Origin of the sequence: Phenylobacterium sp. LjRoot225 (assembly GCF_964252855.1) — a bacterium.
In the GTDB taxonomy this organism is placed as follows: Bacteria; Pseudomonadota; Alphaproteobacteria; order Caulobacterales; family Caulobacteraceae; genus Phenylobacterium.
The window spans coordinates 1,364,716-1,390,786 of sequence record NZ_CAXUPL020000001.1; the positions used below are offsets into that span (position 1 = coordinate 1,364,716).

Sequence of the window (26,071 nt, forward strand, 5' to 3'; positions counted from 1 at the left end):
GCGAGGCGCGTCTAGAGCATAAGTTCGACATTAGAATATATTTGGTTGCGAACAACCACCGCGCCGGAGCATCAGGTGCGGGACGCCTCCGGCCGCGAATGTCGGGGGGAAACGACCGGGGAAGTCCATGGCTCACCAACGCGCGAAACTGTTGTCCTCTGCCGCCGGCGTCCTCGCCGCGTCCTTGTTTGCAGCGCCCGGCCTTGCCGCTGAGGCGACGATCGCGCCGGGCGCCCTGCCCGCCATCGGCAAGGTCAATGAACGCTTCCAGTCCTACAATGTCGAGACCGTCGAAGTGGTCGGCGGACGCTTCTGGGCGCCCTATCCGAAGCCAGGCGCCAGACCGGCGCAGACGGACGGGCAGAAGAGCGGCGGCGTCGACATCGCCGGCGCCATGTTCCAGAAGCGCGAGCCGCTGGACCTGAAGGGCGACAAGCGCTTGCGCGTGCTCGCCAAGGCGCTCGGCCCGGCTTACGTCCGGGTCAGCGGCGCCTGGCAGAACTCGACCTACTTCCACGACAGCGACAGCCCGCCCCCGGAAAAGCCGCCGGCGGGCTACCAGGGTGTGCTGACCCGCCCGCAATGGGCCGGCGTGGTCGACTTCGCCAAGGCCGTCGATGCGGAACTCGTTGTCTCATTCCCGGTGAGCGCCGGCGCGCGCAACGTCGACGGGACCTGGAACCCGGACCAAGCGCGGCGGATGGTGAACTACACCCGCGCGCTCGGCGGCTCGATCCATTCCGCCGAGTTGATCAACGAGCCGAACGTCGGGCCGATGGTCGGCCTGCCCAAGGACTACGACGCTGCGGCCTTCGCTCGGGACATCGCTGGCTTCAATGCGTTCATCAAGGCCGACGCGCCCGAGATCAAGACGATCGGCCCCGGCTCGACCGGCGAAGCCGGCTACGTGGTGTTTCCGAAGGTCCCGGGGCAACCCAGCACCGAGCAGATGATGACCGCCGCGCCGCGGCCGCAGTTCGACATCTTCTCCTACCATTTCTACGGCACGGTCTCGAAGCGGTGCTCGGCCATGGACAAGAGCGCCGGGACCACGCCCGACCAGGCGCTGTCCGAAGCCTGGCTCGCCCGCGCAGACGTGCTGTTCGACTACTACAAGGGCCTGCGGGATCGCTTTACGCCGGGCGCGCCGATCTGGATCACCGAAATGGCGCAGGCCGCCTGCGGCGGCGACCAATGGGCGGCGACCTTCCTCGACACCTTCCGCTACGTCGACCAGATGGGCCGGCTGGCCAAGCGCGGAGCCGACGCGATCTTCCACAACACGTTGTCGGCCAGCGACTACGCCCTGATCGACGACGCCGGCCACGAACCGCGGCCGAGCTACTGGGCGGCGTTGCTCTGGCGTCAGCTGATGGGCGAGACCGTCCTGGACGCCGGCCCGATCCAGCCCGGCCTGCACGTCTACGCCCAGTGCCTGCGCGACAAGCCGGGCGGCGTGGGCCTGGTGGCGATCAATCTCGACAAGGACGCTCCGGCGAGATTGCAGCTCGCCTCTGCGGCCCAGCGCTACACGCTGACCTCCGACGATCTACAGAGCAAGACGGTGAAGCTGAACGGCCGCACCCTGGCGATGCTGCCGGGGGACAGGCTTCCGCAGCTGAAGCCAGCGAAGGCGGGCAAGGGCGTCCTGGAGCTCGCCCCCGCGAGCATCACCTTCCTCGCCGTGCCCAAGGCCGCGAACGCCGCCTGCCGTTAGCGGAAGCTCGCCACCGCCGCGCCGGCGGCGCCTTCACAACGACGTCGAAGCGGAGGAATGACTGTGGGGAAAAACCTGGGTCTCGTCGCCGTCCGATGAGCCCAGCGCCTGTTCGGCGGCGGTGAGCGCGCGCGGCACGGGATGCATCGACGGCGTGGCTTACGGCCCGCCTCCTCCGGGAAGCCGACCGTAACCTGCGGCCGGCGTTTACCGCCGGCTGACCTCCACCGATGAGACGATGGCTTCGCCGACCCGGCCGCGGAACTCCAGGTCCAGACGTCCGGCGCTCACGCGTGCGGGGAAGCTGCGGACCACGGCGGTGAGCGGCGCGCCCGCCGCCGCGGCCACGTCCAGGCGGTCCAGTTTGCGCTTGCCGTTGGCGATGACGTCGAACTGCCGTTCGCCGGCCTTCGCGCCGGGTTCGACGAAGGTCAGCGTCACCTTGTAGCGGCCGTTGTCCAGCGGAATGCGATATTGGAAGTCGCCGGCGCGATAGGTGGTCGCGACCTCGGAATTCACGGCGCCCGCAATCACCTTCGTCACCTTGGCCTTCCCATAGTCGGCAGGCTTGCTGACCGTGCCGGCCTTTCCGCCCACGAAGAAGGCGTCTGAGCCGAACCGGACGGACTCCGCAGGCGCGGCCATGAGCGCCCCGCTATCGATGCGGATCGCCTCAACAACGTCGGGAGCGACCCGCCAGACGATGCGGTCCTGCTGATCGCCGCTGGGGAAACGTCCGGCGGCGACGATGACGTTCTCGCCGAGATCGAGCTTCACAGCCTCCCAGACGCAGGTCATCTGCGGGCAATCCGTCTTGCGGCCAAGGGATCGGCCATTCAGCGTCAGTTCGGTGCTGGCCGCGTTGCTGTAAACCCGCACGTCAGTGACCCGGTAGGCGCGATCGACATAGCGACGCCCGTTGATGTGCAGAGTGGGGTGATCGCTCCAGTTGGCCTTGTAGAAGAAGAAGGCGTCCTTCTTGGTCTTCCGGTCGTAGGTGACCAACCCCTTGGTGTTGATGTCGTTCGCATCGCCCTCACGCCGCACGGTCGTGGCGAAATCGGTGCTGTTCCAGAGCCAGGTTCCCCAGAGATACGGCTTGCTCTTAAGCGTGGCCCAGGCCTGTTCGTGGATGTAGCTCATGTATTCCTCGGGCTGATTGCGCCCGCGGGAATCTGGCGGCCCGCCGAGCGGGTCGTCGGTGTGCATGGTCACCGCACCGCCGGCGCCGTACTCCGTGACGGCCAGCGGTTGCGCCGGCCGCTTCCGGTGGGTGGCGTCGAGATGCGGGCCGAGGTCGTCGACCCCGCCGTAGTACCAGCCGAAGTAGCGATTGACGCCTGAGAGCTCTGTCGCCGGCGCGACGATCGGGATCTCCACCTCGCCGGCGAAGAGCCGGCCTTCGCAGCAGTTAGCCTGCGTGGTCGGCCGCGTCGGGTCTTCCGCCTTGGCCAGCGCGTTCAGCTCCCGCAGCAGCGGCAGGGGATCTGGGGGTACGCCCAAGTCGCCGGTGAGGAAGCCGGGCAGCGAGGCGCCAAAATCGACTTCGTTAGCGATGCCCCAGACCGCGACGGATGGGTGATTGTAGTTCTGACGGATGAGCTCCTGCAGCTGCTGCCGGGCGTTTGCGCGCAGACCAGACGTCGCTTCCATTTGGCCGCGCGTCAGCGTCCAGAGCGTAACCAGCGGAATCTCGTCCCAGAGGATCAGGCCATAACGATCCGCCAGTTCATGCACGGTCTGGCCGTGCTGATAGTGCGTGAGCCGGATGCTGTTCGCGCCCATCTCGCGGATGAGGCCGATGTCGGCTTCGATGTCCGCCGCGCTCTGCGCCCAACCCTTGCCTTCCAGGTCCTGGTGCAGCCCGACGCCCCGGAGGCGGAGCGGCTTGCCATTCAGGAAGAAGCCCTTCTCGGGATCGAACCGCATCTGGCGCACGCCGAAAGCCTGGTCGACCCGATCCAGCACCTGTCCGCCGCCGCTGCGCAGTTCGACCACCAGGCGGTAGAGGTAGGGATCTTCCACGCCCTGCCACAGTCGCGCCTTCCCGATGGTGAGCTCGTGCTCGACGGTGGAGCCCCGTCCGGCAGCTACCGACACTGGGTTGGATCCTTCCGCCACGACCCGCCCCTCGGCGTCGACCAGGCGCGCAGTCACAAGGATCGGGGCCGCAGAACGGCCGTCGTTCCGCACTTTCGCTCGGACGCTCACGTGGGCTTGGCCGCCCTCGATCGAGCGCGTGGAGGCGTAGACGCCTGGGCCGCCGTAGTCGAGCATCTCCAGGTGCACCGCATCGGTTGCGATGAGGCTCACTGGCCGGTAGAGCCCCCCATGCACGAAGAAGTCGCCAGCGAGCGGCAGGACATCGGCGGTGGCCGAGCGCAGCGTAGGCGTGCTGTTGTCGGTCTTGACGACCAGCAGATTGGGCCGCCCCGACTTCAACGCCGCCGTGGCGTCGAGCCGGAACCCGGAGAAGCCGCCGGAGTGCTCGCCGAGCCGAACCCCGTTCAGCCAGACCTCCGCCTTTCTGCTGGCCGCTTCGAACTGCAGCCAGGCGCGCTTGCCGCGGAAGGTGGATGGCGCCGTGAAGGTAAGGCGATACCAGCCCACGCCTTGAGTCTTGTTGATCTTCTCGGGCGTATTCACACGGTCCCCCGACGCCGGGATGTAATGACCGACGCGGTTCCACGTGTGCGGAACGCTCACCCGCTCCCAACCTGCGTCTGAGAACCCCGGCTGCTCGGCGCCAAGCAGCGTATTGTCCTGCCTGAACCGCCAGCCGTCGGTCAGCGACACAATCTCGCGGTGGGACTGCGCCATCGATCCCGCGACGACCGTCTGCGCTTGAACGTCCGCACCCGCAGCCCAGGCGCAACCCAGCGCTGTCAGCGTGGCCAATACTAGCGGCTTCATTCCACGTCTTCCCCACACTCACGCCACGTCGAGAGCGTCGCCCCCAGCAGCAGTTCGCCTGCCGATGGTCGGCAAAAGCTCCCTACAGGGTTGACGGCTCGGACAGGCCGGCGCTATGCACTCGTCTAGCGCGCTAGTCGAGTGTCTAGCGCCTAAGCCGCCGGGTTTCTAGCCCGTCCAGAAACTGGCCTGCACAGCATGGGCGGCAGGCCTTGTTTGAAGAGTGCGTATTCGAGATGCCCCAACTGATCGTCACGACACGCGAAGGTGAAACGCGCACGCTCGAGGCTGCGACCGGTCTGAGCGTGATGGAGGTCATCCGGGACGGCGGAGTCGATGAGCTGCTGGCCCTTTGCGGCGGCGTCTGCTCCTGCGCGACCTGCCATGTGCACGTCGATCCCGAATTCGCCGGCAAGCTTCCGCCGATGAGCGAGGACGAGAACGATCTCCTCGACGGCGCCAGCGACCGCGACGCGCGCTCGCGGCTCTCCTGCCAGATCCGGATGAACGACGGCCTCTCCGGGCTGCGCGTCACCATCGCCCAGGCCGACTGAACCCCGCCCACTTATCCGCTTGGCGGCTCCGCCAGGCCCCGGAGATCCATATGCAGGCCCTCGAAGAGCGCGACTACTTCACTGACTACGAGATCCTCAAGGATCCTTACGCCTATTTCGAAGCGATCCGGGCGAAGGGTCCAGTCTATCAGCCTCCGGGCAAGGACTATCTCATCGTCACCGGCTTCGAGGAGACCCTCGAGATCATCAAGAATCACGAGGACTTCTCGGCCATCATCGGCTTGGCCGGCGCGGCCGCCCCCTTGCCGTTCACGCCCGAGGGCTCGGATATCAAGGACCAGATCGAGGCGCACCGGGACGCGTTTCTCGGCGGCGATCTCCTGGTCAACTACGACGACCAGCAGCACACCTATTCGCGAGCCCTGCTCAGCCACCTCTTCACGCCGTCGCGGCTGAAGGCGAATGAGCGCTTCATCGCCGCATATTCCGATGAGCTGGTGAAGGACGCTGTCGCCAACGGCGGCGTCGAGCTCATCAAGACGATCGCCACGCCCTTTGTGACCATGGTGATCGCCGATCTGCTGGGCGTGCCGCAGGAGGATCGCCAGATCTTCATGGACGCGATCGAGTCGGGCCCGACCCCGGGCAGCCTTGAATCGGGTCAGAACGATTTCTCTGCGGAGACCCACCCGCTCGTTGTCATGGGCGGCTATTTCGCCGGCTATGTGCAGGATCGCCGGGCGAATCCGCGCGACGACGTGCTGTCCCAGCTGGCCAACGCCAAGTTCCCGGACGGTTCGACGCCGGACGCGATGGAGATCGTCCGCCTCGCCACCTTCCTGTTCGGCGCCGGTCAGGACACCAGCGCCAAGCTGCTGGGCAATTCGATGAAGTACATCGTCGACCAGCCCGGCCTGCAGGACCAGCTGCGCCAGGATCCGTCTCTCATTCCGGCCTTCCTGGAGGAGGTGCTCCGCATCGAGGGATCGACGAAGCAGACGGCCCGCCTCGCCCGCAGGGACACCCGCATCGGCGACCTCGAGGTCCCGGCCGGCACGAAGGTGCTGCTCGCGCTCTCGGCCGCCAACCGCGACCCGCGGCGATGGGAGGATCCGCAGGCGCTGGTCCTCAAGCGTCCGAGGATCCAGGAGCATGTCGCCTTCGGGCGCGGCAAGCACGTCTGCGCCGGAGCCCCCCTCGCCCGGGTCGAGGTCCGCGTCATTCTCGAGAAGTTCCTCGAGCACACCGCCAAGATCGACCTGAACGAGGCCAAGCACGGGCCGCGTGGGGCGCGCAACCTCGAGTACGAGCCGAGCTTCATCATCCGCGGACTCGCCGAGCTTCACCTCAAGCTGACGCCGGCCGAGAACTTCGTGGCGCCCGCCAAGGTGAACGCCGCAGGCGCGCGGGAAGCACAAGATGCCGCGGCGCCCGCGCGTCCGCGCCTCTCCACCGCCGGTACGACGCTCGGCGCCCTGCTCGCCGATCCCGCGGCCAAGGCCGCGCTCGACAAGCATTTTCCGGGCGTCACGAGCGACGCACGGATGGCGATGGCGAAGGGCATGACGCTGCGCACCGTGCAGAAGTTCGCACCGGGGCAATTCACCAACGAAGCGCTCGACGCTCTTGATGCGGAGCTCGCCCAACTGAAGCCGCAGTAAGGCGGCGCCCCGCCGCATCGGTCAGCTGCACAGGGCGTGTGCGGCCCATGCGGCGAACGTCTCCAAGTCGCCAAGTCGCAAGGCTGCCCAAGCAGCAGCCGCCGTCTTGGCGTGAGTCCGCGTGATTATATTTGATCGGGAGGGAAGATTGAAAATGACTGCTTATGCCGCCTTCGCTGGGGCGAGCGTCCTGGCGATGGCTACGGCCGCCGCCGCTCAGGCGCAACCCGCGCCGGCGCCTGCGGCTGAAGCCGCAAGCGAGACCTCGCTGGGCGAGATCGTCGTCACGGCGCGCCGGCGTTCCGAGAGCCTGCAGCAGGTCCCGCAGGTCGTGAACGCAGTCACCTCGGACACGCTGGACAAGCTCAACATCAAACGCTTCGACGACGTTCAGGCGGTCGTCCCGGGCCTGACGCTCGCCAGCAGCAACACCGGCTTCCAATCCGGCGCCTCGCTGCGCGGCGTGACCTTCGACGTCGTCTCGGGCGCCGATCCGACGGTCGCGATGTACATGAACGACGCGCCGGTCGAGACGAACTTCCTGTTCCAGTCGATGTTCGATATCGGCCAGATCGAGGTCCTGCGCGGCCCGCAAGGGACCACTCGCGGCGTGGCGGCCCCGTCGGGCGCGATCACCCTCACCACTCGCAAGCCGAACCTGTCGGAGATCGGCGGCTACGGCAGCGTGACCGTCACGGACCAGCATGGCCGCAACGTCCAAGGCGCGATCAGTGTGCCGGTCATCCGCGACATCCTGGGAGTGCGGGTCGCGGGCCTGCTGGACCAGGACGACTTCGACGGCGTGAACAGTATCCACAGCAGCATCGCGCCGCGCCAGGTGACCAGCGCCGTGCGGACGAGCGTCAGCTTCGAGCCGAACGACGCCATCAACGCCAACATCGTCTGGCAGCACCTCGACAAGAAGCTCGACAGCTTCACCCAGGTCACGGGCCCGGGCAGCGCGCGCAATCCGGCGATCGCGCCCAGCGATCGCGTAGGCGTCCAGGACGCGCCGAGCAACTTTCGCCAGCACATGGACGTGGTGACCGCTCAGCTCGATTCCCGCATCTTCGGTCAGCACCTCAGCTATGTTGGCTCATACTCGCATATGAAGCTCAGCAGCCGTGCGCCGCAGGATTTGGGCGACGTGATCCCTGGCGTCGAGATCTTTCAGACAAACAACATCCTGCGTGAGCAGACGACACACGAGATCAGGCTCGCGTCGGATCCTGCGCCCGGCCGCTTCCTCGACTACACCGTCGGCGGCTTCTACCAGTGGTACATCACTGAGTCTCACGTCGGCCAACCCGGCACCTTCCTGCCGGGTGCGTTCGGCCCGCCCGGGACCTTCGATCCGACGCAGTTCAACGCCCGCTATCAGGTGCCGACGACGATCGAGGTGCCGAACAGCTATCAGGAGACCTCCGTCTTCGGGAACCTGACGGCGCATTTCGGCGAGAACACCGAGCTGAGCGCCGGCGTGCGGCACATCATCTCGATCACCAACGATCACACCCTCCTCGCGAGCGCCCCTGGGGCGATCGCGGTCCGGCTCCCCGCCCCGATCCCCTGCACCTTGGCGGGGCTTTCGCCCAGCAGCTACGCCGGCTTCTGCGATGCGCCCGTGCCGGGCGGGGTGATCCAGAACCTCGCGCGGCGGACGACCAAGCGTCCGACGATCTACAACATCTCGCTGTCGCACCGCTTCAGCCGCGACTTCCTGGTCTACGCCAACCACGGCACCTCGTTCCGCCGCGGCGTGAACCAGGTCGGCATCTTCAACGCCGAGAACGATCCGGCGCTGAGCTCGGTGATCTTCCTGCAGCCTGAAACGTCGCGGTCGTACGAAGTTGGCTTCAAGTCCACGCTGCTCGACGGGCGCGCGCGGCTGAACGTGGCGCTGTTCCGGCAGACCTTCGACGACCTGATCTTCCGCACCGCCCCTGTGCCTTACCTGAGCACCAACGGCAGTTCGGCCAGCGTCGCCACGACCAACATCACGACCAACGCCGACGCCGTGATCGAAGGGATCGACGTCGACGCGGCCTTCCAGGTGACGCGGAACCTGAATGTCTCGGCCGCCCTCAGCTATTCGGACGGCCGGGTCGACAACGCCCAGGTCCCCTGCCGCGACGCCAATTTCGACGGCGTGGCCGACGCCGGCGTCCCGACCGTGGCGGACTTCCGCGCCGCGGGCACGGCGCTCGCCTTCTGCCGCTCGACCGGATCGGTGTCGCAAAACCCGCTCTGGAACGCGACGGTCCAGGCCGAGTACGTTCGCCCCGTGGCCGACCAGGTCGACGGTTTCGTCCGCGGCCTGTTCAGCTACTACCCGAAGAACAACCGTCAGACTCCTGCGCTGGCGATCAATCCCTACAGCACCCTGAACCTCTACGCCGGCGTGCGCAGTCAGGACGGCGCGTGGGAACTCTCGGTGTTCGCCCGGAACGCGTTCGACACGGACGAGATCACCGACCAGGGCGTCGACCCGCTGCGGACCGGGCCGGTTCAAGCCTTCTTCGGCGCCCAGACGGGCGCCTCCGGATACACCCGGAGCGCCTTCACCGCAGATCGCGAGATCGGCGTGAGCGTCCGCTACGCGTTCGGCTCGCGCTAGATCGACAAGTCCCTCCCCTCGCGTCGGGCGGCGCTCCGCCCGACGCGCCTTTTTCTGACTGGCGCTTCGCCGACGCTCGAACGCAGAAAAGGCAGAGCATTCGCCGGCTCGATTTCCTTCCCCGAGCTGACGAACGCGCCGGGCGACGTTGGGAGCGCCGCCCGGCGCACCTCTTCCAAACAACTCGGATTCCCCGGCAGGCGCCGGGCAGGAGACGTTAGCCAGCTGCCGGAAGCAGGATCTCGTTGATCGGACAGACCTGTCCGCCTGAAACCTTCAAGCCGCCGCCGACCGCGTAGATGCGGCCATTCACCGAAGCGGCGGCCAGGCCGTGGCGCGGCGTGCGCATTGGCGGACCTGCCGTCCACTGGTCTGTCCCTGGATCATAGCACCAGCAGTCCGGGATCACGTCCCGTACGCCTTCGCCGCCGAAGACGTATAGCTTCCCCCCGGCGGCCGCGCCCGCCAGCCCGCCCGCCGCTCGCGGCATGGGCCGCAGCGTCTCCCAGCGGTCGGCCTTCGGATCGTAGCGATCGAGCTGAGCCGAATTACCGCCCCGAACCGTGCGGCCGCCGGCCAGGTAGAACATACCGCCGATGGCGGCGCCCGTGGCGCTGTTGCGGGCCAGCGGACAGGGCGCGGCCGCGCTCCAGCGCCGGGCGTGCGCGTCAAACATCTGGTGCGTCGCGACGTCGCCGTGGTCGGTCCATTTCCGGTTCGACGCGCCCGACGGCGCCCGACCGCTGGCGAGGTGAATCCGGTCGCCAAGCGTGACCGCAACGGTTTCGCACTGGATCTGGGGCATCTCGGGGGCCGGCGCCCAGACCTTTCCGTCGAAGGCGAGCGCGTCGCGGATCGCCACCCAGCCGCCCTCCTCGGTGACGCGAAAGCCGCCGAACGCATACAGCCGGTCCCGCACGGCCGCGAGCGCTGGATGATGCCGCGGAAACGGCAAACGCGGTCCTTCGCGCCACCGATCCGTAGCCGGATCGTAGACGCCGGTCCGATCCTGCGGATTGATCTCTCTGAGCGAGGCGTCTCTAGGAGCCATTCCGCCGGCGATGACGACCTTGCCCTTGAAGGCGGCTCCGTAGACTTCCTGCACCGGCCAAGGCAGGTCAGCCGCCAGGACCCATCGTGGATCTTCGGCGCTCCGGGCTTGAGCGGGGAGCGTGCCGCCGACCAGGCCGGCGAGGAGGAGGGTTCTACGATCGATCATCTCACGCCGTTCGATTTGCTTTGAAGCCGTACGCCCGGCGCAGGGCGCGCGCGACCTCATCCTGGTAGGCTGCGGCCTCCGCCGGGATCAGGGCGGCCAACGGCTGGGCGCCGTGGAACTGACCCTCCCAGCAATGGTGCTCGACGGCGACGCCCGCCTCGGCAAGCCTGCGCGCGTAGGCTGCGCCCTCCGCCCGCAACGGATCATACTCCGCGGTCATGATCAGCGCCGGCGGCAGGTTGCGGAGGTCCGCCGCCAACAGCGGCGAAGCGTAGGGATCGCGGGCCTCGGCCGCATCTGACAGGTAATGGCTTCGCACCTGCGGCTTGTCGCTGGGCAGGACCACGCCCTCATCCTCGGCTCGCAGCGGCGCGTCGCAGGTGAGATCGGTGATCGGGATCTCCAGCACCTGCAGCCTCAAGGCCGGCCCGCCGCGATCCCGCGCCATCAGCGCCACGACCGCCGCGAGATTGCCGCCGGCGCTCACGCCGCCGACCGAAACGCGCGAGGCGTCGACGCCAAGCTCGGCGGCCTGCTCCACGACCCACGAGAGAGCGGCGTAGCAATCCTCCGGCGCGGTCGGGAACCTGTGCTCCGGCGCAAGGCGGTAGTCGACCGCAGCGACGATGCATCCGGCGTCCTTCGCGAGGCCGCGACACAGGGAGTCGAAGTGGTCGAGCGTTCCAAGCCAGAAGGAGCCGCCATGGTAGTAGACATGGCAGGGAAGCGGCCGCGCCGGGGCCGCTGGCGCATAGAGGCGAACGGTGATCGCGCCGCCCTCGACCTCAACTCTGTGGTCGCGTTCGATCAGCAGCGGCTCGTGTCGGGCATAGAAGCCGACGATGCTGTGTTCCATCGCGGCATGAGTCGCCGCGCGCGCTTCGGCCAAAGACCCGAACTCTGCCCTCGGCGCCGCGGCGATGGCGTCGAACAACGGCTTCAGCGCGGAAAGTACGGGCATAGACACTCACCCTCGACGAGACCTCCGGCCGGCCCGGCCGGAGGCGGATTGATCAAAGCCGGGACGGAAGCGGCGGGGCGGTGTCGGGCTTGCGGGTTCCCAGCGCCTCGCGCGCCGTCGCGCGAATGTAGGCGTGGAGCTGCCGCACCTGAGCGTCGGTAAAGTCGAACTGCGGCATGCCGCGCTCGGCCAAGGCTCCCTCCTTGAGCACCGTCGCAAGGCCGTCCTGGGTCAGCGCAATCTGCGATTCCCGCAGGTCCGGGGCTGGCGAGCCCGCCGCCTTCAGGCCGATGCCATGGCAGGCGATGCAGGCGACCGACAGGGCGCGCCCGGCCGTCACATCGGCCTCGTCGATCTGGATCGAGGGGTCATCGACTGCGTGCACGGCCATATCCGGGCCGGGCGACGGCGGAAGCACGGCCTTGCCATCCAGCGTGAAGGTGAGGAGCCGGCGCGGTTGGGCGCCGTACTTCCAGCCGACGTTCATCACATCGCTCATCGCCGCGGTCGTGCCGCCGTAGCCGACCAGCACTGACACGTACTGCTTGCCGCCGACCGCATAGCTCATCGGCGCGGCGATGATCCCGAGCCCGGCGTTGAACCGCCACAGCCGCTTGCCGCTCGTCGCGTCATAGGTAGAAAACCAGCCGTCCGCCGTCCCCTGGAACACCAGGTTGCCGGCGGTCGTCAGGACGCCGCCATTCCACAGGTGGTCATGCTGCACGCGCCAGCGCGCCTGCTGGCGCACCGGGTCCCAGGCCAGCAACGCGCCCTTGCCGTCGGCCGGATCGTTCGGATCCTTGTGGCTGTGAAGCGTCATGCCGCCGAAGGCGAAGTCGCCCGGCGTGAGGTTCGTCGTGTAGCGCGCGCCGAGCTGCATATAGGGGATGTAGACGAGCCCGGTCTGCGGGTTGAACGCCATCGCCTGCCAGTTGTGCGTGCCCGCGGGGCCCGGCCAGATGATCGACTCGCCCGTCTCGTAGCGGATGTTCGGCGCCTCGACCGGACGGCCGGTCTCAAGGTCGATGCGCTCGGCCCAGGTGACCTTGCCGGTCTTCTCGGCCGAGATCAGCTTCCCCGTCTGGCGGTCGAGCACATAGAAGAAGCCGTTGGTCGGCGACTGCATCAGCACTTTGCGAGGCTTGCCGTCGATCGTCAGCGTCGCGGTGATCATGTTCGCCGTGGCCTTGTAGTCCCACGACTCGTTCGGGTTCTGCTGGTAGTGCCAGACGTACTTGCCGGTTTCGGCGTCGAGCGCGACGATCGAGGTGATGAACAGATTGTCGCCGCCGCCCGGGTTGCGGACCTTGGGGTTGTACGGGCCGGCGTTGCCGACGCCGATGTAGATGCGGTTCAGCTCGGGGTCGAAGGTGATCCCGTTCCACACCGCGCCGCCGCCGCCGCCCACCTTCCAGTACTCGCCGGTCCAGGTCTTGGCGGCCATCTCCATGACCGGGTCGCCGCCGTTCTCCCCGGGCTTGGCGGGCGTGGTGTAGAAGCGCCAGACCTGCTGGCCGGTCTTCTGGTCGTAGGCGGTGACGAAGCCGCGCTGCGCCGAGTCGCCGCCGGCGTTGCCGATGATCACCTTGCCGTTGAACACGCGCGGCGCGCCGGTGACGGTGTGCAGCGACTCGGCCGGCACGCTCAGGGTTTTCCAGACCTCCTGACCGGTCTTGGCGTCCAGCGCGGTGAGATAGCCGTCCAGGGCGCCCAGGAAGATGCGGCCGTCGGCGTAGGCGAGGCCGCGGTTCACGCCGAAGTTCAGCCGAAACTTGAAGCGGCTGCGCTTCCAGATCTGCGGATCGTAGGTCCAGAGCACCTTCCCGCTCACCGCGTCGACCGCATAGACCTTGGACTGGCTGCCGGTGAAGTAGAGCACCCCGTCGACGGCCAGCGGCGTCGCCTCCAGCGACACCTCGCCGTCCAGATCGAGCGCCCAGGCCAGGCCGAGCTTGGCGGCGTTGCCGGAATTGATCTGCTCGAGCCGGCTGAAACCGCTTTCGTCGACCAGGCCGCCAGGATTGGTCCAGTTCGCCGTGGCGACGGCATTGTCGCGGCCGACCGCGCTCGACACCGCCGCCGCTCCGGCGAATACGATACAGGACGCCACCGTCAGCAAGACACGCTTGGTCATTCTCCCTCCCCTCTTCTTTTGATCTTGTTCGAGGCGCGTCACAGGCGCTCGCCGGTGAGTTTGGCGCTGCCGAAGACGCCCATCTTGACCTTGCCGGCGAGCTTGTCGCCGGCGACCTCCAGGTCGTACTTCAGGGTCAGCGCCATCGGCTTGGCGACTTTCATCTCCCACTTCAGCCGATCGCCCTCGACGACGCCTTCGAACGCCTGCGAGCCCTGGTCGCTGTCGAGCCGGCCCTTGAGCAGCCTGCCCTCCGTGGCGAAGTGGCCGGTCATCTCCTGCGGCCCCATCGGCGTGGCGAGCACCATCTTCCAGGCGCCGTCGACGGCGGCGGCCGATGCGGCGGCTTCGGCCTCTTTGATCGCCGCCGCGGCCCCGCCCGGCAGGATCGCCGCGCCCGGCGGGACGTCGGCGATGTCGCCCTGGACCGTGGCCGGTCCCGGATGCTCGACGCCAGCTTGCGCAAATCGGCTGACTGGCTTCGGCGCCGGCGGCTTGCCATCGATGACGTCGAGCAGCTTGGCCGGCGTTAGCGGCAGGTCGACCGGCACCTCGCCGAACGGGCTGAGCGCATCGGCGATCGCGTTGACCAGGGTCGGCGGGCCGATGATGCAGCCGCCCTCGCCGACGCCGCGGAACCCGCCTTCGCCCTTCGCTGGCGTGGCGGCGGCGTGGACGTGCTCGAAATCCGGCACGTCGAAGAAGGTCGGCAGCAGATAGTCCTTGAAGGTCGCCGCGATCGGGTTGCCGCGCGCATCGTAGCCGGCCTCTTCCAGCAACACCGTTCCGATCGCCTGGGCGAGGCCGCCGGAGACCTGCCCCTCGACAACCGCGGGATTGATCATCACCCCGCAGTCTTCGCTGGCGACCCAGCGCCTGATGGTCACCAAGCCGGTATCAGCGTCGACCTCGACGATGCAGGCGTGCGCTGCGCTGGTGAAGGTCATCGGCGGCGGGTCGTAGCGGTGCTGCACCTCGAGCCCGGTCTCCAGGCCGGGCGGCAGGCGCGCCGGCTCGCCATAGGCGATTTCGGCGATCTCGCGCAGGCTGCGGGTCATCTCCGGGGCGCCCGCCACGCGGATCATCCCGTCCTCGATCCGCACGTCATCCGGATTGGCGTTCAGCAGGTGCGCGGCGACCCGCTTCACCTTCTCGGCGAGCAGCTTGCCGGCCTTTATCGCCGCGCCGCCGCCGATCACGCCCTGGCGGCTGCCGCCGGCGCCGGGGCTGAAGCCGCCGCGCGAGCTGTCGCCTTCGAACACCGTGACGTCCTCGTAGGGAACGCCGAGCTGCTCGGCGACGCACTGCGCCATGGTGGTCTGGGTGCCGTGGCCTTGGCTGTGGGTGCTCATCACAACGGTCACCTTGCCGGTCGGCTCGACGCGGACCTGCGCCAGCTCGCCGGTCATCACCGGGATGCTGCCGGCCGAGCCGGTCGGCTCGATGTAGGTGGCGATCCCGAGGCCGAGGTAGCGCCCCGCCTTCCGCGCGGCCGCCTGCTCGGCGCGGAACGCCGGCACGTCGACCACCTCCAGCAGCCGGTCGAGGCACTCGGCCGGCGTGATGTCCTCGAGCGGGATGCCCATCGAAGTGACGGTCGGCTGATCGGCCTTGGTGATGAGGTTGCGCCGGCGGATCTCGATCGGATCGAGGCCGATCTTCCGCGCCGCCGCGTCCAGCAGGGTCTCGCGCGCCAGGCTTTCGATCGCCCAGGGGCCGCGATAGGCGGCGAGGCCCTGGGTGTTGGTGTACCAGCCGCGGGTCAGGAAGCCGTAGGCCGGCGTCTTGTAGGCCGACCACAGGAACATGTGCACGGCGATGTTGGCGTCGGCCCCCATCGGATAGGCGCCGTTGTTGGAGCTGTAGTCGGCGTGCGACCCGACCAGCCGGCCGTCGGCGTCGAAGGCGGCGCGCAGGGTCATCTCCTGCTCACGCGCCTGGTTGGAGGCGGTCAGGTTCTCCAGCCGGTCCTCGATCCACTTCAGCGGCCGGCCGAGCAGCATGGTGGCTTGGATGACCGCCATCTCTTCCAGCCACGGGTGGTTCTTGAAGCCGAACGAGCCGCCGACGTCCTTGGCGACGACGCGGACGCTCATGTTCGGCAGACCAAGCGCCATGGTGATGTAGCGCGCGACCAGCTGCGGACCGGCGCAGGTGATGTGGACGAGCAGCTCCTCCGGGCCCTGCAGCACCGCCAGGACGCCCCGCGTCTCCATCGGCGACTGGGAGATCCGCTGGTGGGTCACCTGGGTTGTGACGAGGTGCGGAGCGCCGGCCAGCAACGCCTCTAGGTCTTCGTCGCCGTCCTCGTCGCCCATCTGCGCGGCGATGTTGGATCCGGTGTCCGGGTGCACCGGCGGGCCATGCCGGGCGTCGTCCAGGGTGACGACCGGGTCCTCCTCCTCGTAGTCGACCACGATCAGGCCGGCCGCGTCCTCGGCGATGTAACGATCGTCGGCGACGACCATGGCGACGGGATTGCCGACATAGGCGACGCGGTCCCTGGCCAGCGGCGTGACCGCCACCTCGGTCGGGACCATGAAGAAGCTGTGCATGGTGACCGGAAACCGCGCGAGGTCCTCGGCGGTGAGGATCGCGTGCACGCCGGGCAGGTCGCGCGCGGCCGAGGCGTCGATCGCGCGGATGCGGCCGCGGGCGATCGGGCTGCGCACGAAGGCGACGTGCAGCATGCCGGGCATCACGACGTCGTCGACGAAGGTGCCCTTGCCGGTCAGCAGGCGCGGGTCTTCCTTTCGCGGCAGGCGCTGGCCGATGAAGCGCTGGGCGGTGATCGTGCTCACGCCTGTTCTCCGGCCGCCAGCCGGCGGATCGCGCGGCGAATGCCCTGGTAGCCGGTGCAGCGGCAGATATGCCCCGACATAGCCGCCTCCAGCACCTCGCCGCTCGGCGTCTCGGGACCCTTGGTCAGGGCGACCAGGGTCATCACCACCCCGGGGGTGCAGAAGCCGCACTGCAGGCCGTGCTCGTCGCGCAGCGCCTGCTGCACCGGGTGCAGCGTCCCGTCGGCGGCGGCCACGCCTTCGACCGTCTTGATCTCGCCGCCGTCCGCCTGCACGGCCAGCATCAGGCAGGCGCGCACCGCCAATCCGTCGACGATGACGGTGCAGGCGCCGCAGACGCCATGCTCGCAGCCGATGTGGACGCCGGTGCAGCCCAGGTCGATGCGCAGGAAGTCGGCCAGTGTGCGGCGGCCCTCGACCGTCGCCTGGCGCCTGTGGCCGTTCACGACGACCTCGATCCGATGCTCGCTCATGCCGCCTGCCTCAGGTTGAGCGCCTCGCTTACGGTCCGCGCGAAGATCCGCCGCCCGACGGTGCGGCGGTAGTCGGCGGTGGCGTGGTGGTCGTCGAACGGCGCGGTGTCGGCGACCGCCAGCTCAGCGATCCCGCGCGCGTCGATCGCGTCCAGCGGCTGGCCGATGAGCGCCTGCTCCGCCTGGCGCGCCTTGATCGGCGTGGGCCCCATGCCGAACCAGGCGAGGCCGGCCCGGGCGATGCGCCCGCCCTCGACGACGACCGCGCCGGTCAGGCCGACCAGGGCGAAGTCGCCGGGCCGCCGGGCCACCTCGCGGAAGATGGTGACGGTGTTCGCCGGCCACTCGGGATAGTGGATGGCGGTGACCAGCTCGTCGGGCTCCAGCGTCGTCATGTAGGGGCCGAGATAGAGCTGGTCGGCCGCGATGCGCCGCACGCCGCGGGTCGAGCGCACCTCGACTTCGGCGCCCAGCGCCGCCGCCGTCGCCGGCATCTCCGCGGCAGGTTCGCCCAGGGCGATCGAGCCGCCGATGGTGCCGCGGTTGCGGGTCTGGTGATGGCCGACGTGGCGCATGGCGGTGACCAGCAACGGCAGCGTCATGGCCAGCGTCGGGTCGGCGAGCACCGCGTTCTGGCGGGTGACCGGCCCGACCCGGACGCCGCCGTCGGCGCGGGTTACGCCCTGCAACGCCGCAATTCGGTTGATATCGACCAGAATGAAGGGCTGACTCATGCGCAGCGCCAGCAGCGGCATCAGCGTCTGGCCGCCGGCCAGGACGGTCGCCCCGCCGCCCGCCTCAGCCAGATGCGCGCAAGCCTCCTCGATCGTCTCCGGGGCCACGTAGTCGAACGGGGCCGCCTTCATCGCTGCGCCTCCTCTACGAGACGCTTCAGCAGCCCCGGGTCCAGCATCACCACGGGCGCAGCGGAGCGCCGACCAAACTCGAAGCCGGCCGCAGCGACCACCACCACCAAAAGGCCGATCGCCAGGCCCATCCAGTCGGAGCCCTCGCCGCCCTCGCCATGGCCGATCAGGTAGCCGACAAGACTCGCGACCACGATCGCCAGCACCCAGGCCATCGGAAACCCGCCGGCCGGCCGCGCGGCCGGCGCCGGCGAAGACTTGGCCATAGGGCGTGAGGCTTCCACGCTTGCGCTCGTGGCGACAGGCTCGGCGGTTGCCGCCGGCGCGCCGACGACCTGGCCGAGCTGGTCGAAGAACTTGCCGGCCAGCTGCTTGGCGGTGGCGTCGATGATCGGCCCTCCGAGCTGGGCCAGCCGTCCGCCGACCTGGGCGTCGACGTCATAGGTCAATAGCGTGCCGCCGGCGCCGTCGTCGGCGAGGCGCACCTTGGCGCCGCCCTTGGCGAAGCCGACCGTGCCGCCCTGGCCTTCGCCGGTGATTGTGTAGCCGTTCGGCGGATCGAGATCGGCGAGCGTCACCGCGCCGTTGAAGCGGGCGCCGATCGGGCCGATCTTGACCGCGACGGTCGCGCGGAGCCGGTCGTCCGCCTCCTTCTCGAGCGACTGGCAGCCCGGAATGCACCGCTTGAGGATCTCGGGATCGTTGAGCGCCTCCCAGACCCGCTGGCGCGTCGCCGCGATCTGCTGCTCTCCGCTCATCTGCATGGGGCGAAAGCCTCTCTGGTTTCTTCGATGACTTGGCGGAGACATCCGCCACGTGCTCGTTTCGGAAGCTGAATTAACGCTAGTCGCCTGTCTAGCTCATTGCTTTACACTCCTACGGCCCGGCCGGCGGCGCGCGCCGCCGGCTGCGACGTAGGTGATCCTCTCAGGCCTCGACCCGTTTGTCCGCCGGCGTGAACGCGATCGGCAGACCGTGCATCCCCCAGGCGCCCGGGTAGGGGCGCCAACCGAAGTCACCGGCGAGCCGGGGATTGCGGAGCCTTTGGGCGATCTGGTGCAGCGCTTCCTGCAACTGCGCCCGGGCGATGAACTGACCGAGGCACATGTGCTTGCCGAGGCTGAAGGCGACGTGCCGCTGATTGGGTTGCAACGGCCGGTCGGGATCGAAGTCGTCGGGCCTTTCGAACACGCCGGCGTCGCGGCCCGAGATGTTCAGGTTGAACCAGACCATCGTGTCCTTCGGCAGCAGCACGTCGCGAAACACGATGTCCTGGTTGGTGAAGCGCGGCACCGAGCCGGGGTTGAAATAGCGCAGCCCCTCGTCCAGCACCTTTCGGCAGTAGTCGAAGTCGACTGCGCAACGCTCGTACATGTCAGGGTGCTGCAGCAGCAGGTACATCGTGTGCGTGAGCACGTTCTTCGACGTGTCGTAGCCGGCGATGAAGAAGAAGATGATCAGGTCGGCGAGCCGCCGCTGATCGACGCCGCCCTCATCGGCCGTCTTGATCAGCAGGTGCAGGAGGTCGTCCCGGGCGCCGCCTTCCGGGTCGGCGCGCCGTTCGGCGATCAGCCGCTGCACCAGGCTCTCGAGCCTATCGTACGCCTCGTGGATCGCCGGCAGCCGGCTCTTGTCCATGCTGAACGCCAGGCCCAGCGTCTCAAGGCTGGAGCGGATTCCCGGGATCTCCTCGACCGGCGCCCCGACCAGGGTGAACATGTTCGAGATCGGGAAATACGAGGCGAACTCCTCGAAGTCGAAGCGGCCCTTGGGCGCCCATTCGTCAAGCAGGCGGGTGATCGTCGCCTGCATCATCGGCCGCAGCTGGTTGGCGAAGCGAGGGGTGAACTTGGCGGCGAAGGCGTCGCGCAGGAGTCGGTGCTGGTCCACGGGCAGCGAAATCAACTGCTGCTCCGTAAAGCGACCCCAAGGCGTTCCGTGCGCGCCAAGCTGGTCGACGATGCCGTCATAGGCCGGGCGGAACTTCTCGTCCTGGCCCAGCAGCTCGCGGATGGCGGTGAACTCGTGGATCAGCAGGCCGATGTTGGACTTGGCCAGCCACGGGTGCTGGGCCCGCGCCTCCCGGAAGTAGCGCACCGGATCCGCAGCGAACGCCGGGTCTTCCACCGGCAAGTGCGGAAGGTCTAGCTCGGCCACGGTCTGCATGGTCTTCCTCTCTTCGCGGCTCGCCCGCCGCGAGCTTTGCTCGCGACCCTTGGCGGCCATAGCTAACCACATGGTTAGCATCGCGCAGAGCGGAGTCAAACGGTTCGACCAAGCGTCGGAACAGGTCCGCCTTTTGCGGCTTGAACCCTCGCGACGTCGACGCTATGCAAGTGTCTAGCGCGAAGACCCAGCGGACGCTGAGGATCTTCGCGCCGGAGCTATTCACCCACGAGCTCTCGTCGCTGCAGACGCAGAGCTCTCGCAGCTCCCGGCCAACTAAGGACGGCGCGCATTGCGCCTAATCGATGCGACGCGGGTGTGGCCCGCCCATGAGTTTGGAGACTTCAATGAGCAATGAGCGTGTTGTGGTGGTGACCGGCGGCGCCTCGGGCATCGGGCTGGGCGTCAGCCAGGTCTTCGCCCGCAACGGTCATCCCGTCGCGATGCTCGACATGCAGGAAGACGCGTTGGCGCGGGAAAGCGCGGCGTTGCAACAGGCCGGCGCCAAGATGCTCGCCCTCAAGGTCGATGTCGCCAACCGCGAGCAGGTGGAGGCCGCTTACGCCGCCGTGCGCGAGACCCTCGGCCCGATTGCAATCGTCATCGCGAACGCCGGCATTTCCCACGCCGCCGACTTCAAGACGCTGCCGGTGGAAACCTGGCAGCGGATGATCGACGTCAATCTCACGGGCGTGTTCCACACCGTGCAGGCCGCGCTTCCGGACATGCTCGCTGCGAAGTGGGGGCGCATCGTCACGATCTCGTCGCAAGCGGCGCAGTCCGGCGCGCAGGATCGGGCGCACTACGCCGCCTCGAAAGGCGGGGTGATCGCCCTCACCCGCTCGCTGGCGCGAGAGTTCGCAAGGGACGGGATCACTGTGAACACCGTCCCGCCATCCGTCGTCGACACGCCGCTCGCGCGCGAAAGCGAGCGCACCGGGCAGTTCCCGCCGCTCGAGCAGATTTCGCAGATGATTCCGATCCCCCGGCCGGGCACGCCGGAAGACATCGCCTACGCGTGCGAGTTCCTGTGCTCCGACAAGGCCAGCTACATCACGGGGCAGGAAATCAACGTCAACGGCGGCATGTGGATGTAGGCTGGGTACGCTGGGATGCGGATGTTCGATGTTCTGATCATCGGCGGCGGCCACGGCGGCGCGGCCGCCGCCCTGGCCCTGCGCCAGAAGGGGTTCGAGGGCTCAGTCGCGATCGTCACAGACGAGCCGAGCGCCCCCTACGAGCGACCGCCGCTTTCGAAGGAGTATCTGGCTCAGGAGAAGACCTTCGACAGGATCCTCATACGCGCCGAGACCTATTGGGACGATCGCAAGGTGGAGCTCCTCCTCGGCGAGCGTGTGATTGCGGTGGATCCCGCGCATCGTCAGGTTCAACTGCGGTCGAAAAAGAAGCTCGGCTACGGCTCATTGATCTGGGCCGCTGGCGGAGCGCCCCGGCGCCTCACCTGTTCGGGGCATGACCTGCCCGGGGTGCACAGCGTTCGGACCCGCGAAGACGTCGATTGCATGATGGCCGAGCTGCCAGACGTCGAGTCGGTCGTGGTGATCGGCGGCGGCTACATCGGCCTGGAAGCGGCCGCCGTGCTTCGCAAGTTCGGCAAGCAGGTCACCCTGCTCGAAGCGCTCGACCGCGTTCTCGCCCGCGTCGCCGGCGAACCGCTTTCACGCTTCTACGAGGCCGAGCATCGCGCCCATGGCGTGGACGTGAGGCTCGGAACCACGGTGGATTGCATCCTCGAGAAAGATGGTCGCGCATCGGGCGTGCGGCTCGCCGACGGCCAAGACCTCCCCGCGCAGATGGTCGTCGTCGGGATCGGCATCAGCCCGTCCGTGGCGCCGCTGCTCGAAGCAGGCGCCGCCGGCGGCAACGGCGTGGCCGTCGATGGACAATGCCGGACAAGCCTCACGGACGTCTACGCGATCGGCGACTGCGCACTGCATCGCAACGCCTTCGCGGGCGACGCCGAGGTTCGCCTGGAGTCGGTGCAGAACGCAGCGGACCAGGCCGCCGTCGCCGTGCAGGCGATACTCGGCGGGGCGGAGACCTATAAGGCCGTCCCCTGGTTCTGGTCGAACCAGTACGACCTCAAGCTTCAGACCGTCGGCTTCTCGCTCGGCTACGACGAGGTCGTGGTGCGAGGCGCGCCGCAGACCCGGTCTTTCACTGTGGCCTACCTGCGGCAAGGCCGGGTGATCGCATTCGACTGCGTCAACAACACGAAGGACTACGTGCAAGGAAAGGCGCTGGTGCTCGCAGGAATGCGGATCTCCACCGACCAGCTTGCGGATGTAAACCGACCGCTGAAGGAGCTCGCGGCTGAAGCCGCCAGCCCTGCGGACGGCTTAGTCCGCACAGGAAGGCGCGCCTCGGTCCCGCCCTTGATCCGGAGGTAAGCGCGTTGTACCGCGGCAGGGGCGCCGTATGCGCTGTGCGCGCCTGACCAAGGTCGGGCGCAACTTGGGAGCTGAAATGGTTTCGAGTCGTCGCAGAGGCGGGGAGAGTTCGGCGATGCGGGCCGAGCTCATCGATGCGGCGGAGGAGCTCATACGCGAGGAAGGATATCCGGCCGTCACCTCGCGCACCCTCGCCGACAAGGTCGGCCTGAAGCGCCAGATCGTCCACTACTACTTCAAGTCGATGGACGACGTCTTCATCGCCGTCGTCCGCCGCGCGGCTGACCGAATGCGGGAGAGTGTCGCGGAGGCGGCCGCCTCCGACGAGCCTCTGCGGGAACTCCAACGGCTCAATCGCGATCCCCACGGGGCGATCCTGTCCATGGAGTTGCATGCGCTGGCGAACCGGCGCCCCGCCGTAAGGGCGGAGGTGGCCCGCGCCGCCGAGGAATTCCGCGACCTCCAGACGGAGATCCTGAACAAGATTCTAGAGCGTCAGGGCGTCGACCCGGCCATGCGCCCGGTCGTCGCCATCGTGCTCCTGTCAAGCTTGGCGCAAGTGCTCGCATTGGAATCCGCGATCGACATAAGCCGCGGTCATGCCGAGACTCTCGAGTTCGTGGACGAGTGTCTCCGCGCTTTCGCCCAGGGACAGCCGACCCCGCTCCAAGCGACGCAGACGGGGCCGACGCAAGCTCTCACGAACGAACCCCCGCCGAAGCGCCGAAAAGCGACGGTCAGGACCCCGGCGCCACACTCATAAGCGCGGCGACCGCCTCAGCGCCACTCGAGGCGCGAAGCGCCGCGAGGCGCGAGAACCGGATCGTAGACGCCGGGCGTACGCGACATCACGACTTGATCGGTGACCCCCTGATAATCGCCCAGGGGCGTCACGGCCGTGAAGACCTCCGGATCGAGATATCGATGCGCTTCGGACGCGTTCGCGGTGCGATGCGCCCAGTCCTTGTCGAAGATCCCGAGCGAGAGGATCCACAGCGCTACGCGCGTCAGCGAGACGTGGACATGGTAGGAGCCGCCCTCCTGCGCGCGGCGGCGCAAGGCCGAGACCACCCCCGCCTGGGCCAGCCAGGACGTTAGATAGTCGTTCACGACGACGATCGGCGGCAGTTGCGGCTGCCGCGCCGAGCCCTCCAAGGCCATGACCCCGGTCACGGCGCCGGCCGACTGATCGAACCCGGGGCGCTCGGCCCAGGGACCGCGCGTCCCGTGCAGCGAGATGGAGACATAGATGATCCCCGGCCGCTCGTGCGCGGCCTCTTCCGGCGTCAATGCGATCTCGCGCAGGAACGCGGGCCGTCGATTGTGAAAGAAGATGTCGCTGCCGCGCAGCAGGCCGCTCAGCAGCGGTCGGTCGCTACGCGGGTCGAGCCAGGCGGAGCGCAGCCCGACGTTGGCGGTCGCGTAGATGGTCTCCTGCTCCCCCTCCCCCGGCCGCCACAGGTTGAGCACGTCGGCCCCGTGCAGCGCGAGCGACCGCCCGAGCCCCGCCCCGGCGATTACGTGGCCCATGCCGAGAGCGCGAAATCCCGAAAACGGCAGAGCGCCCATGGCGGGAAGCGGCTCAGGGTCGGAGTCGCCGATCTTCGTCACCTCGATCAGCGGCGCCTCGGCGAGCACCTCCTTATACTGCCGTTCCGCCAGAAACTCCGGCAGGGTGCGCACCATGGGCATGACGATGCCGGCGTTCTCGGCCGCCAGCTCGAGCTCCGGCCCGTTCCATTTTCCGATCGCCTCCGTCACCGCTCGCCAGGTCAGCGGTGCGCCGAGCAGTTCCTGCGCACGAAGCCGCAGGTTCGGATACATCGCCTGGGGCAGCACCCACCGTCCGTCCGCGGTCTCATAGAAGAACGCGCTCATGGCGTTGCCGACCTCGAGCGAGAACCTGACCGGATAGCGACCGAGGCGCTCCCACCTGCCGTCGTAGAACGGGCTCAAACGGTGCGGCGCACGCCGCAGATCGATGCTGATGTCCTGCCCCAGGCCGCCGCGCCAGCGATGCATGGCGGCGGCGGCGACGGATTTGGCGAGAAGGCCGATGGTCGCCGCCGCCCCGATCCGCAGCGGGCTCTTGAGGACCGGGTCGGCGCCGATGTGAGAGACCATGCCGCCGGCGTCCGTCGTGGAGAGGCCGACCCCGGCCAGCACCTCCTCCAGCGCCGCGGGCAGGTCGAATTCAGCTGAGATCGCGGGACTGTCGTAGGCCTTGATCAGGCGCTCGGTCAGGTCGGACATGCCAGGCTCCGAGGTCGCGCTACGTCCCGGCGTGGACCTCGCGCCCCTTCACGCAGCGCGTGTCGCCCTGGCCAGCGGCCCAGGCAATCCCCTGCTCCAGGAGCTCGACGCTGTTCGGTTCGACGTAGGACTCAGGACGGTGGCCGATCGCGGTGTAGAAGGATCGGCCCTGGCCAAGGCAGCGGGTCCAGGCGAGCGGATGGTCCCCCATCGCCAGGCGCGGCCCCGGTGCGTAGGTGGACTCGTCGAGACGCACGAGGATCCGGGCCCCCGGCGCCGGCGGACCCGCGAAGGAGTACCACTCCTCGGTCATCGTCCAGCTGTCCGGAAGCTTGGCGGTGATGCCGGCCTTCGGGCCAGCGACCATCACCTTGGCGGCGCGAAACTGCGGATTGAGGGTGTGGCCGATGAAGGTCGCGCCGATCAGCACGTCGCGGTACCAGGGCCAGACGTAGCTGAAGTCGCCCGCCGAACCGTGGATTCCAGCGAATCCGCCGCCGCCCGCAAGATAGGCCTGAAAGGCTTTCTCCTGCGGGACCGTCAGGGCGTCGCCGCTGACGTTGTTCCACACGACGGCGTCGTAGGCGCGCAGTTGCGCCGGATTGAAGACGGCGCCGTTATTCGTGAAGGTGATCGACCATCCACGCCGGGCCGCCATGTCGGTCAGCGCCTTGCGCGCGGCGTTGACCGAGGGCTCGTCCCTGTACCCGTTGATCTTGTCGAACACGAGGATGGCCGGGCGCTGCTCCGGCTTCGGCAGCTTGGGCGGAACCTGATCGTAGCGCGCGCACCGGCGCTCGGCGGCGTCCGCCGTGACGGGGATCTGGCCTAGCGCGCGATCCAGCGTCTGCAGCTTGTCCGCGGCGGCCGCCGCGCTGCCGCCGGCGAACGCCGACGTCATCATCCATCGCGGACTCATCACGGCGGCCAGGGTCGGAGGCTGAGCGGCGCGTAGCATCGGCGGCAGCCCTCGCAGCACGCCCTGCTGCTCGAGGACAGCCGTCGTGCGAGGATCGAGCAGCAGGTCGAGAAGAATGGTGTCGCTTGAGTAGGGCGCAAAGGCGGCCGGGCAGTCGGGTCGCGCCGCGGCCGGACTCGCGGCCAAGCACGTCAGCGCGAGGAGGCCAGCGGCTGCGGCGGCCTTGAGCCCCTTTGCTGTCAGCGACATCCGGCATCCCCCTGTTTGCAGGGCTACGCGGCGGCCCCGGGTCGAAAAACTACTATCCGTCGCTTTGCTCGGCGGGATCGCTTCTGATGTCAAGCCATGAGGCCGGTCTCGCGCTGGGATCGTTGTCGGCCTGGCCTTCGCCGACTATGCCTGGACGGTCGCGAGGCCGGTCCAGGCCTCGCCTGCTGGACGAAAG

At 68.2% G+C, this 26,071-nt stretch carries 18 protein-coding genes; 7 read left to right on the forward strand and 11 right to left on the reverse strand.

What is annotated here, in order from left to right:
• The first annotated feature begins 127 nt into the window (after nucleotides 1–127).
• Nucleotides 128–1,717: a hypothetical protein gene (locus tag ACSQ2B_RS06575; RefSeq protein ID WP_436048380.1), complete on the forward strand. Its 1,590-nt coding sequence runs from the start codon at nucleotides 128–130 to the stop codon at nucleotides 1,715–1,717.
• A gap of 207 nt (nucleotides 1,718–1,924) precedes the next feature.
• Here the strand turns inward: ACSQ2B_RS06575 and ACSQ2B_RS06580 are convergent, their stop codons facing one another.
• Nucleotides 1,925–4,630 carry a glycoside hydrolase family 2 TIM barrel-domain containing protein gene (locus tag ACSQ2B_RS06580; protein ID WP_436048382.1) on the reverse strand — a complete coding sequence of 902 codons (2,706 nt, stop codon included), beginning with the start codon at nucleotides 4,628–4,630 and terminating at the stop codon, nucleotides 1,925–1,927.
• 236 nt (nucleotides 4,631–4,866) lie between these two features.
• Here ACSQ2B_RS06580 and ACSQ2B_RS06585 point away from each other — a divergent pair, with 236 nt between their 5' ends.
• From ACSQ2B_RS06585 to ACSQ2B_RS06595, 3 genes are all read left to right on the forward strand, one after another.
• Nucleotides 4,867–5,184: a 2Fe-2S iron-sulfur cluster-binding protein gene (locus ACSQ2B_RS06585; protein WP_436048384.1), complete on the forward strand. Its 318-nt coding sequence runs from the start codon at nucleotides 4,867–4,869 to the stop codon at nucleotides 5,182–5,184.
• Between the two features lie 50 nt (nucleotides 5,185–5,234).
• A complete protein-coding gene (locus ACSQ2B_RS06590; RefSeq protein ID WP_436048385.1) occupies nucleotides 5,235–6,806 on the forward strand; it encodes a cytochrome P450 in 1,572 nt (523 codons plus the stop codon).
• Nucleotides 6,807–6,960: 154 nt separating this feature from the next.
• The gene (locus ACSQ2B_RS06595) at nucleotides 6,961–9,423 is read left to right on the forward strand and encodes a TonB-dependent receptor (protein WP_436048387.1); all 2,463 of its coding nucleotides are present in this window, start codon (nucleotides 6,961–6,963) and stop codon (nucleotides 9,421–9,423) included.
• 217 nt (nucleotides 9,424–9,640) lie between these two features.
• Here ACSQ2B_RS06595 and ACSQ2B_RS06600 read toward each other — a convergent pair whose 3' ends face one another.
• The 8 genes from ACSQ2B_RS06600 to ACSQ2B_RS06635 all read right to left on the reverse strand — a co-directional run bounded on the left by ACSQ2B_RS06600 (nucleotide 9,641) and on the right by ACSQ2B_RS06635 (nucleotide 20,043).
• Entirely contained in the window at nucleotides 9,641–10,378 is a 738-nt protein-coding gene (locus ACSQ2B_RS06600) for a Kelch repeat-containing protein (RefSeq protein WP_436048389.1), read from the reverse strand.
• Nucleotides 10,379–10,643: 265 nt separating this feature from the next.
• Complete coding sequence (locus tag ACSQ2B_RS06605) at nucleotides 10,644–11,603, reverse strand: alpha/beta hydrolase (protein ID WP_436048391.1); 960 nt, start codon at nucleotides 11,601–11,603, stop codon at nucleotides 10,644–10,646.
• Nucleotides 11,604–11,655: 52 nt separating this feature from the next.
• Nucleotides 11,656–13,737 (reverse strand): PQQ-dependent dehydrogenase, methanol/ethanol family, encoded by a 2,082-nt coding sequence (locus ACSQ2B_RS06610; RefSeq protein ID WP_436048393.1) that lies wholly within the window; start codon nucleotides 13,735–13,737, stop codon nucleotides 11,656–11,658.
• Nucleotides 13,738–13,775: 38 nt separating this feature from the next.
• The gene (locus tag ACSQ2B_RS06615) at nucleotides 13,776–16,538 is read right to left on the reverse strand and encodes a xanthine dehydrogenase family protein molybdopterin-binding subunit (protein ID WP_436048395.1); all 2,763 of its coding nucleotides are present in this window, start codon (nucleotides 16,536–16,538) and stop codon (nucleotides 13,776–13,778) included.
• Nucleotides 16,535–17,011, reverse strand: coding sequence for a (2Fe-2S)-binding protein (locus ACSQ2B_RS06620; RefSeq protein WP_436048396.1), 477 nt, complete (start codon nucleotides 17,009–17,011; stop codon nucleotides 16,535–16,537). The genes ACSQ2B_RS06615 and ACSQ2B_RS06620 overlap by 4 nt, the downstream gene beginning before the upstream one ends.
• Nucleotides 17,008–17,877 (reverse strand): FAD binding domain-containing protein, encoded by an 870-nt coding sequence (locus tag ACSQ2B_RS06625; RefSeq protein ID WP_436048398.1) that lies wholly within the window; start codon nucleotides 17,875–17,877, stop codon nucleotides 17,008–17,010. The genes ACSQ2B_RS06620 and ACSQ2B_RS06625 overlap by 4 nt, the downstream gene beginning before the upstream one ends.
• A complete protein-coding gene (locus tag ACSQ2B_RS06630) occupies nucleotides 17,874–18,641 on the reverse strand; it encodes a CoxG family protein (RefSeq protein WP_436048400.1) in 768 nt (255 codons plus the stop codon). The genes ACSQ2B_RS06625 and ACSQ2B_RS06630 overlap by 4 nt, the downstream gene beginning before the upstream one ends.
• A 163-nt stretch (nucleotides 18,642–18,804) precedes the next feature.
• Nucleotides 18,805–20,043 carry a cytochrome P450 gene (locus ACSQ2B_RS06635; RefSeq protein WP_436048402.1) on the reverse strand — a complete coding sequence of 413 codons (1,239 nt, stop codon included), beginning with the start codon at nucleotides 20,041–20,043 and terminating at the stop codon, nucleotides 18,805–18,807.
• A gap of 347 nt (nucleotides 20,044–20,390) precedes the next feature.
• On the opposite strand from ACSQ2B_RS06635, the gene ACSQ2B_RS06640 reads away from it, so the two are divergent.
• From ACSQ2B_RS06640 to ACSQ2B_RS06650, 3 genes are all read left to right on the forward strand, one after another.
• Complete coding sequence (locus ACSQ2B_RS06640; RefSeq protein WP_436048404.1) at nucleotides 20,391–21,140, forward strand: SDR family NAD(P)-dependent oxidoreductase; 750 nt, start codon at nucleotides 20,391–20,393, stop codon at nucleotides 21,138–21,140.
• A 21-nt stretch (nucleotides 21,141–21,161) separates the two neighbouring features.
• Nucleotides 21,162–22,454 carry an NAD(P)/FAD-dependent oxidoreductase gene (locus tag ACSQ2B_RS06645; RefSeq protein ID WP_436048406.1) on the forward strand — a complete coding sequence of 431 codons (1,293 nt, stop codon included), beginning with the start codon at nucleotides 21,162–21,164 and terminating at the stop codon, nucleotides 22,452–22,454.
• Between the two features lie 115 nt (nucleotides 22,455–22,569).
• A complete protein-coding gene (locus ACSQ2B_RS06650) occupies nucleotides 22,570–23,217 on the forward strand; it encodes a TetR/AcrR family transcriptional regulator (RefSeq protein WP_436048408.1) in 648 nt (215 codons plus the stop codon).
• Nucleotides 23,218–23,231: 14 nt separating this feature from the next.
• Here ACSQ2B_RS06650 and ACSQ2B_RS06655 read toward each other — a convergent pair whose 3' ends face one another.
• Nucleotides 23,232–24,707, reverse strand: a complete 1,476-nt coding sequence (locus ACSQ2B_RS06655) for a CoA transferase (RefSeq protein ID WP_436048410.1) — start codon at nucleotides 24,705–24,707, stop codon at nucleotides 23,232–23,234.
• Nucleotides 24,708–24,726: 19 nt separating this feature from the next.
• On the reverse strand, nucleotides 24,727–25,875 hold the full coding sequence (locus ACSQ2B_RS06660; RefSeq protein ID WP_436048412.1) for a ThuA domain-containing protein: 1,149 nt from the start codon (nucleotides 25,873–25,875) through the stop codon (nucleotides 24,727–24,729).
• Between the last annotated feature and the right edge of the window lie 196 nt (nucleotides 25,876–26,071).

Bases quoted from the DNA above. Each gene is read 5' to 3' on its own strand.
- ACSQ2B_RS06610 (WP_436048393.1), bottom strand. From the start codon at position 13,737: ATGACCAAGCGTGTCTTGCTGACGGTGGCGTCCTGTATCGTATTCGCC.
- ACSQ2B_RS06590 (WP_436048385.1), top strand. From the start codon at position 5,235: ATGCAGGCCCTCGAAGAGCGCGACTACTTCACTGACTACGAGATCCTC.
- ACSQ2B_RS06620 (WP_436048396.1), bottom strand. From the start codon at position 17,011: ATGAGCGAGCATCGGATCGAGGTCGTCGTGAACGGCCACAGGCGCCAG.
- ACSQ2B_RS06585 (WP_436048384.1), top strand. From the start codon at position 4,867: ATGCCCCAACTGATCGTCACGACACGCGAAGGTGAAACGCGCACGCTC.
- ACSQ2B_RS06635 (WP_436048402.1), bottom strand. From the start codon at position 20,043: ATGCAGACCGTGGCCGAGCTAGACCTTCCGCACTTGCCGGTGGAAGAC.
- ACSQ2B_RS06630 (WP_436048400.1), bottom strand. From the start codon at position 18,641: ATGCAGATGAGCGGAGAGCAGCAGATCGCGGCGACGCGCCAGCGGGTC.
- ACSQ2B_RS06605 (WP_436048391.1), bottom strand. From the start codon at position 11,603: ATGCCCGTACTTTCCGCGCTGAAGCCGTTGTTCGACGCCATCGCCGCG.
- ACSQ2B_RS06625 (WP_436048398.1), bottom strand. From the start codon at position 17,877: ATGAAGGCGGCCCCGTTCGACTACGTGGCCCCGGAGACGATCGAGGAG.
- ACSQ2B_RS06650 (WP_436048408.1), top strand. From the start codon at position 22,570: ATGCGGGCCGAGCTCATCGATGCGGCGGAGGAGCTCATACGCGAGGAA.
- ACSQ2B_RS06580 (WP_436048382.1), bottom strand. From the start codon at position 4,630: ATGAAGCCGCTAGTATTGGCCACGCTGACAGCGCTGGGTTGCGCCTGG.
- ACSQ2B_RS06595 (WP_436048387.1), top strand. From the start codon at position 6,961: ATGACTGCTTATGCCGCCTTCGCTGGGGCGAGCGTCCTGGCGATGGCT.
- ACSQ2B_RS06660 (WP_436048412.1), bottom strand. From the start codon at position 25,875: ATGTCGCTGACAGCAAAGGGGCTCAAGGCCGCCGCAGCCGCTGGCCTC.
- ACSQ2B_RS06645 (WP_436048406.1), top strand. From the start codon at position 21,162: ATGTTCGATGTTCTGATCATCGGCGGCGGCCACGGCGGCGCGGCCGCC.
- ACSQ2B_RS06640 (WP_436048404.1), top strand. From the start codon at position 20,391: ATGAGCAATGAGCGTGTTGTGGTGGTGACCGGCGGCGCCTCGGGCATC.
- ACSQ2B_RS06575 (WP_436048380.1), top strand. From the start codon at position 128: ATGGCTCACCAACGCGCGAAACTGTTGTCCTCTGCCGCCGGCGTCCTC.
- ACSQ2B_RS06655 (WP_436048410.1), bottom strand. From the start codon at position 24,707: ATGTCCGACCTGACCGAGCGCCTGATCAAGGCCTACGACAGTCCCGCG.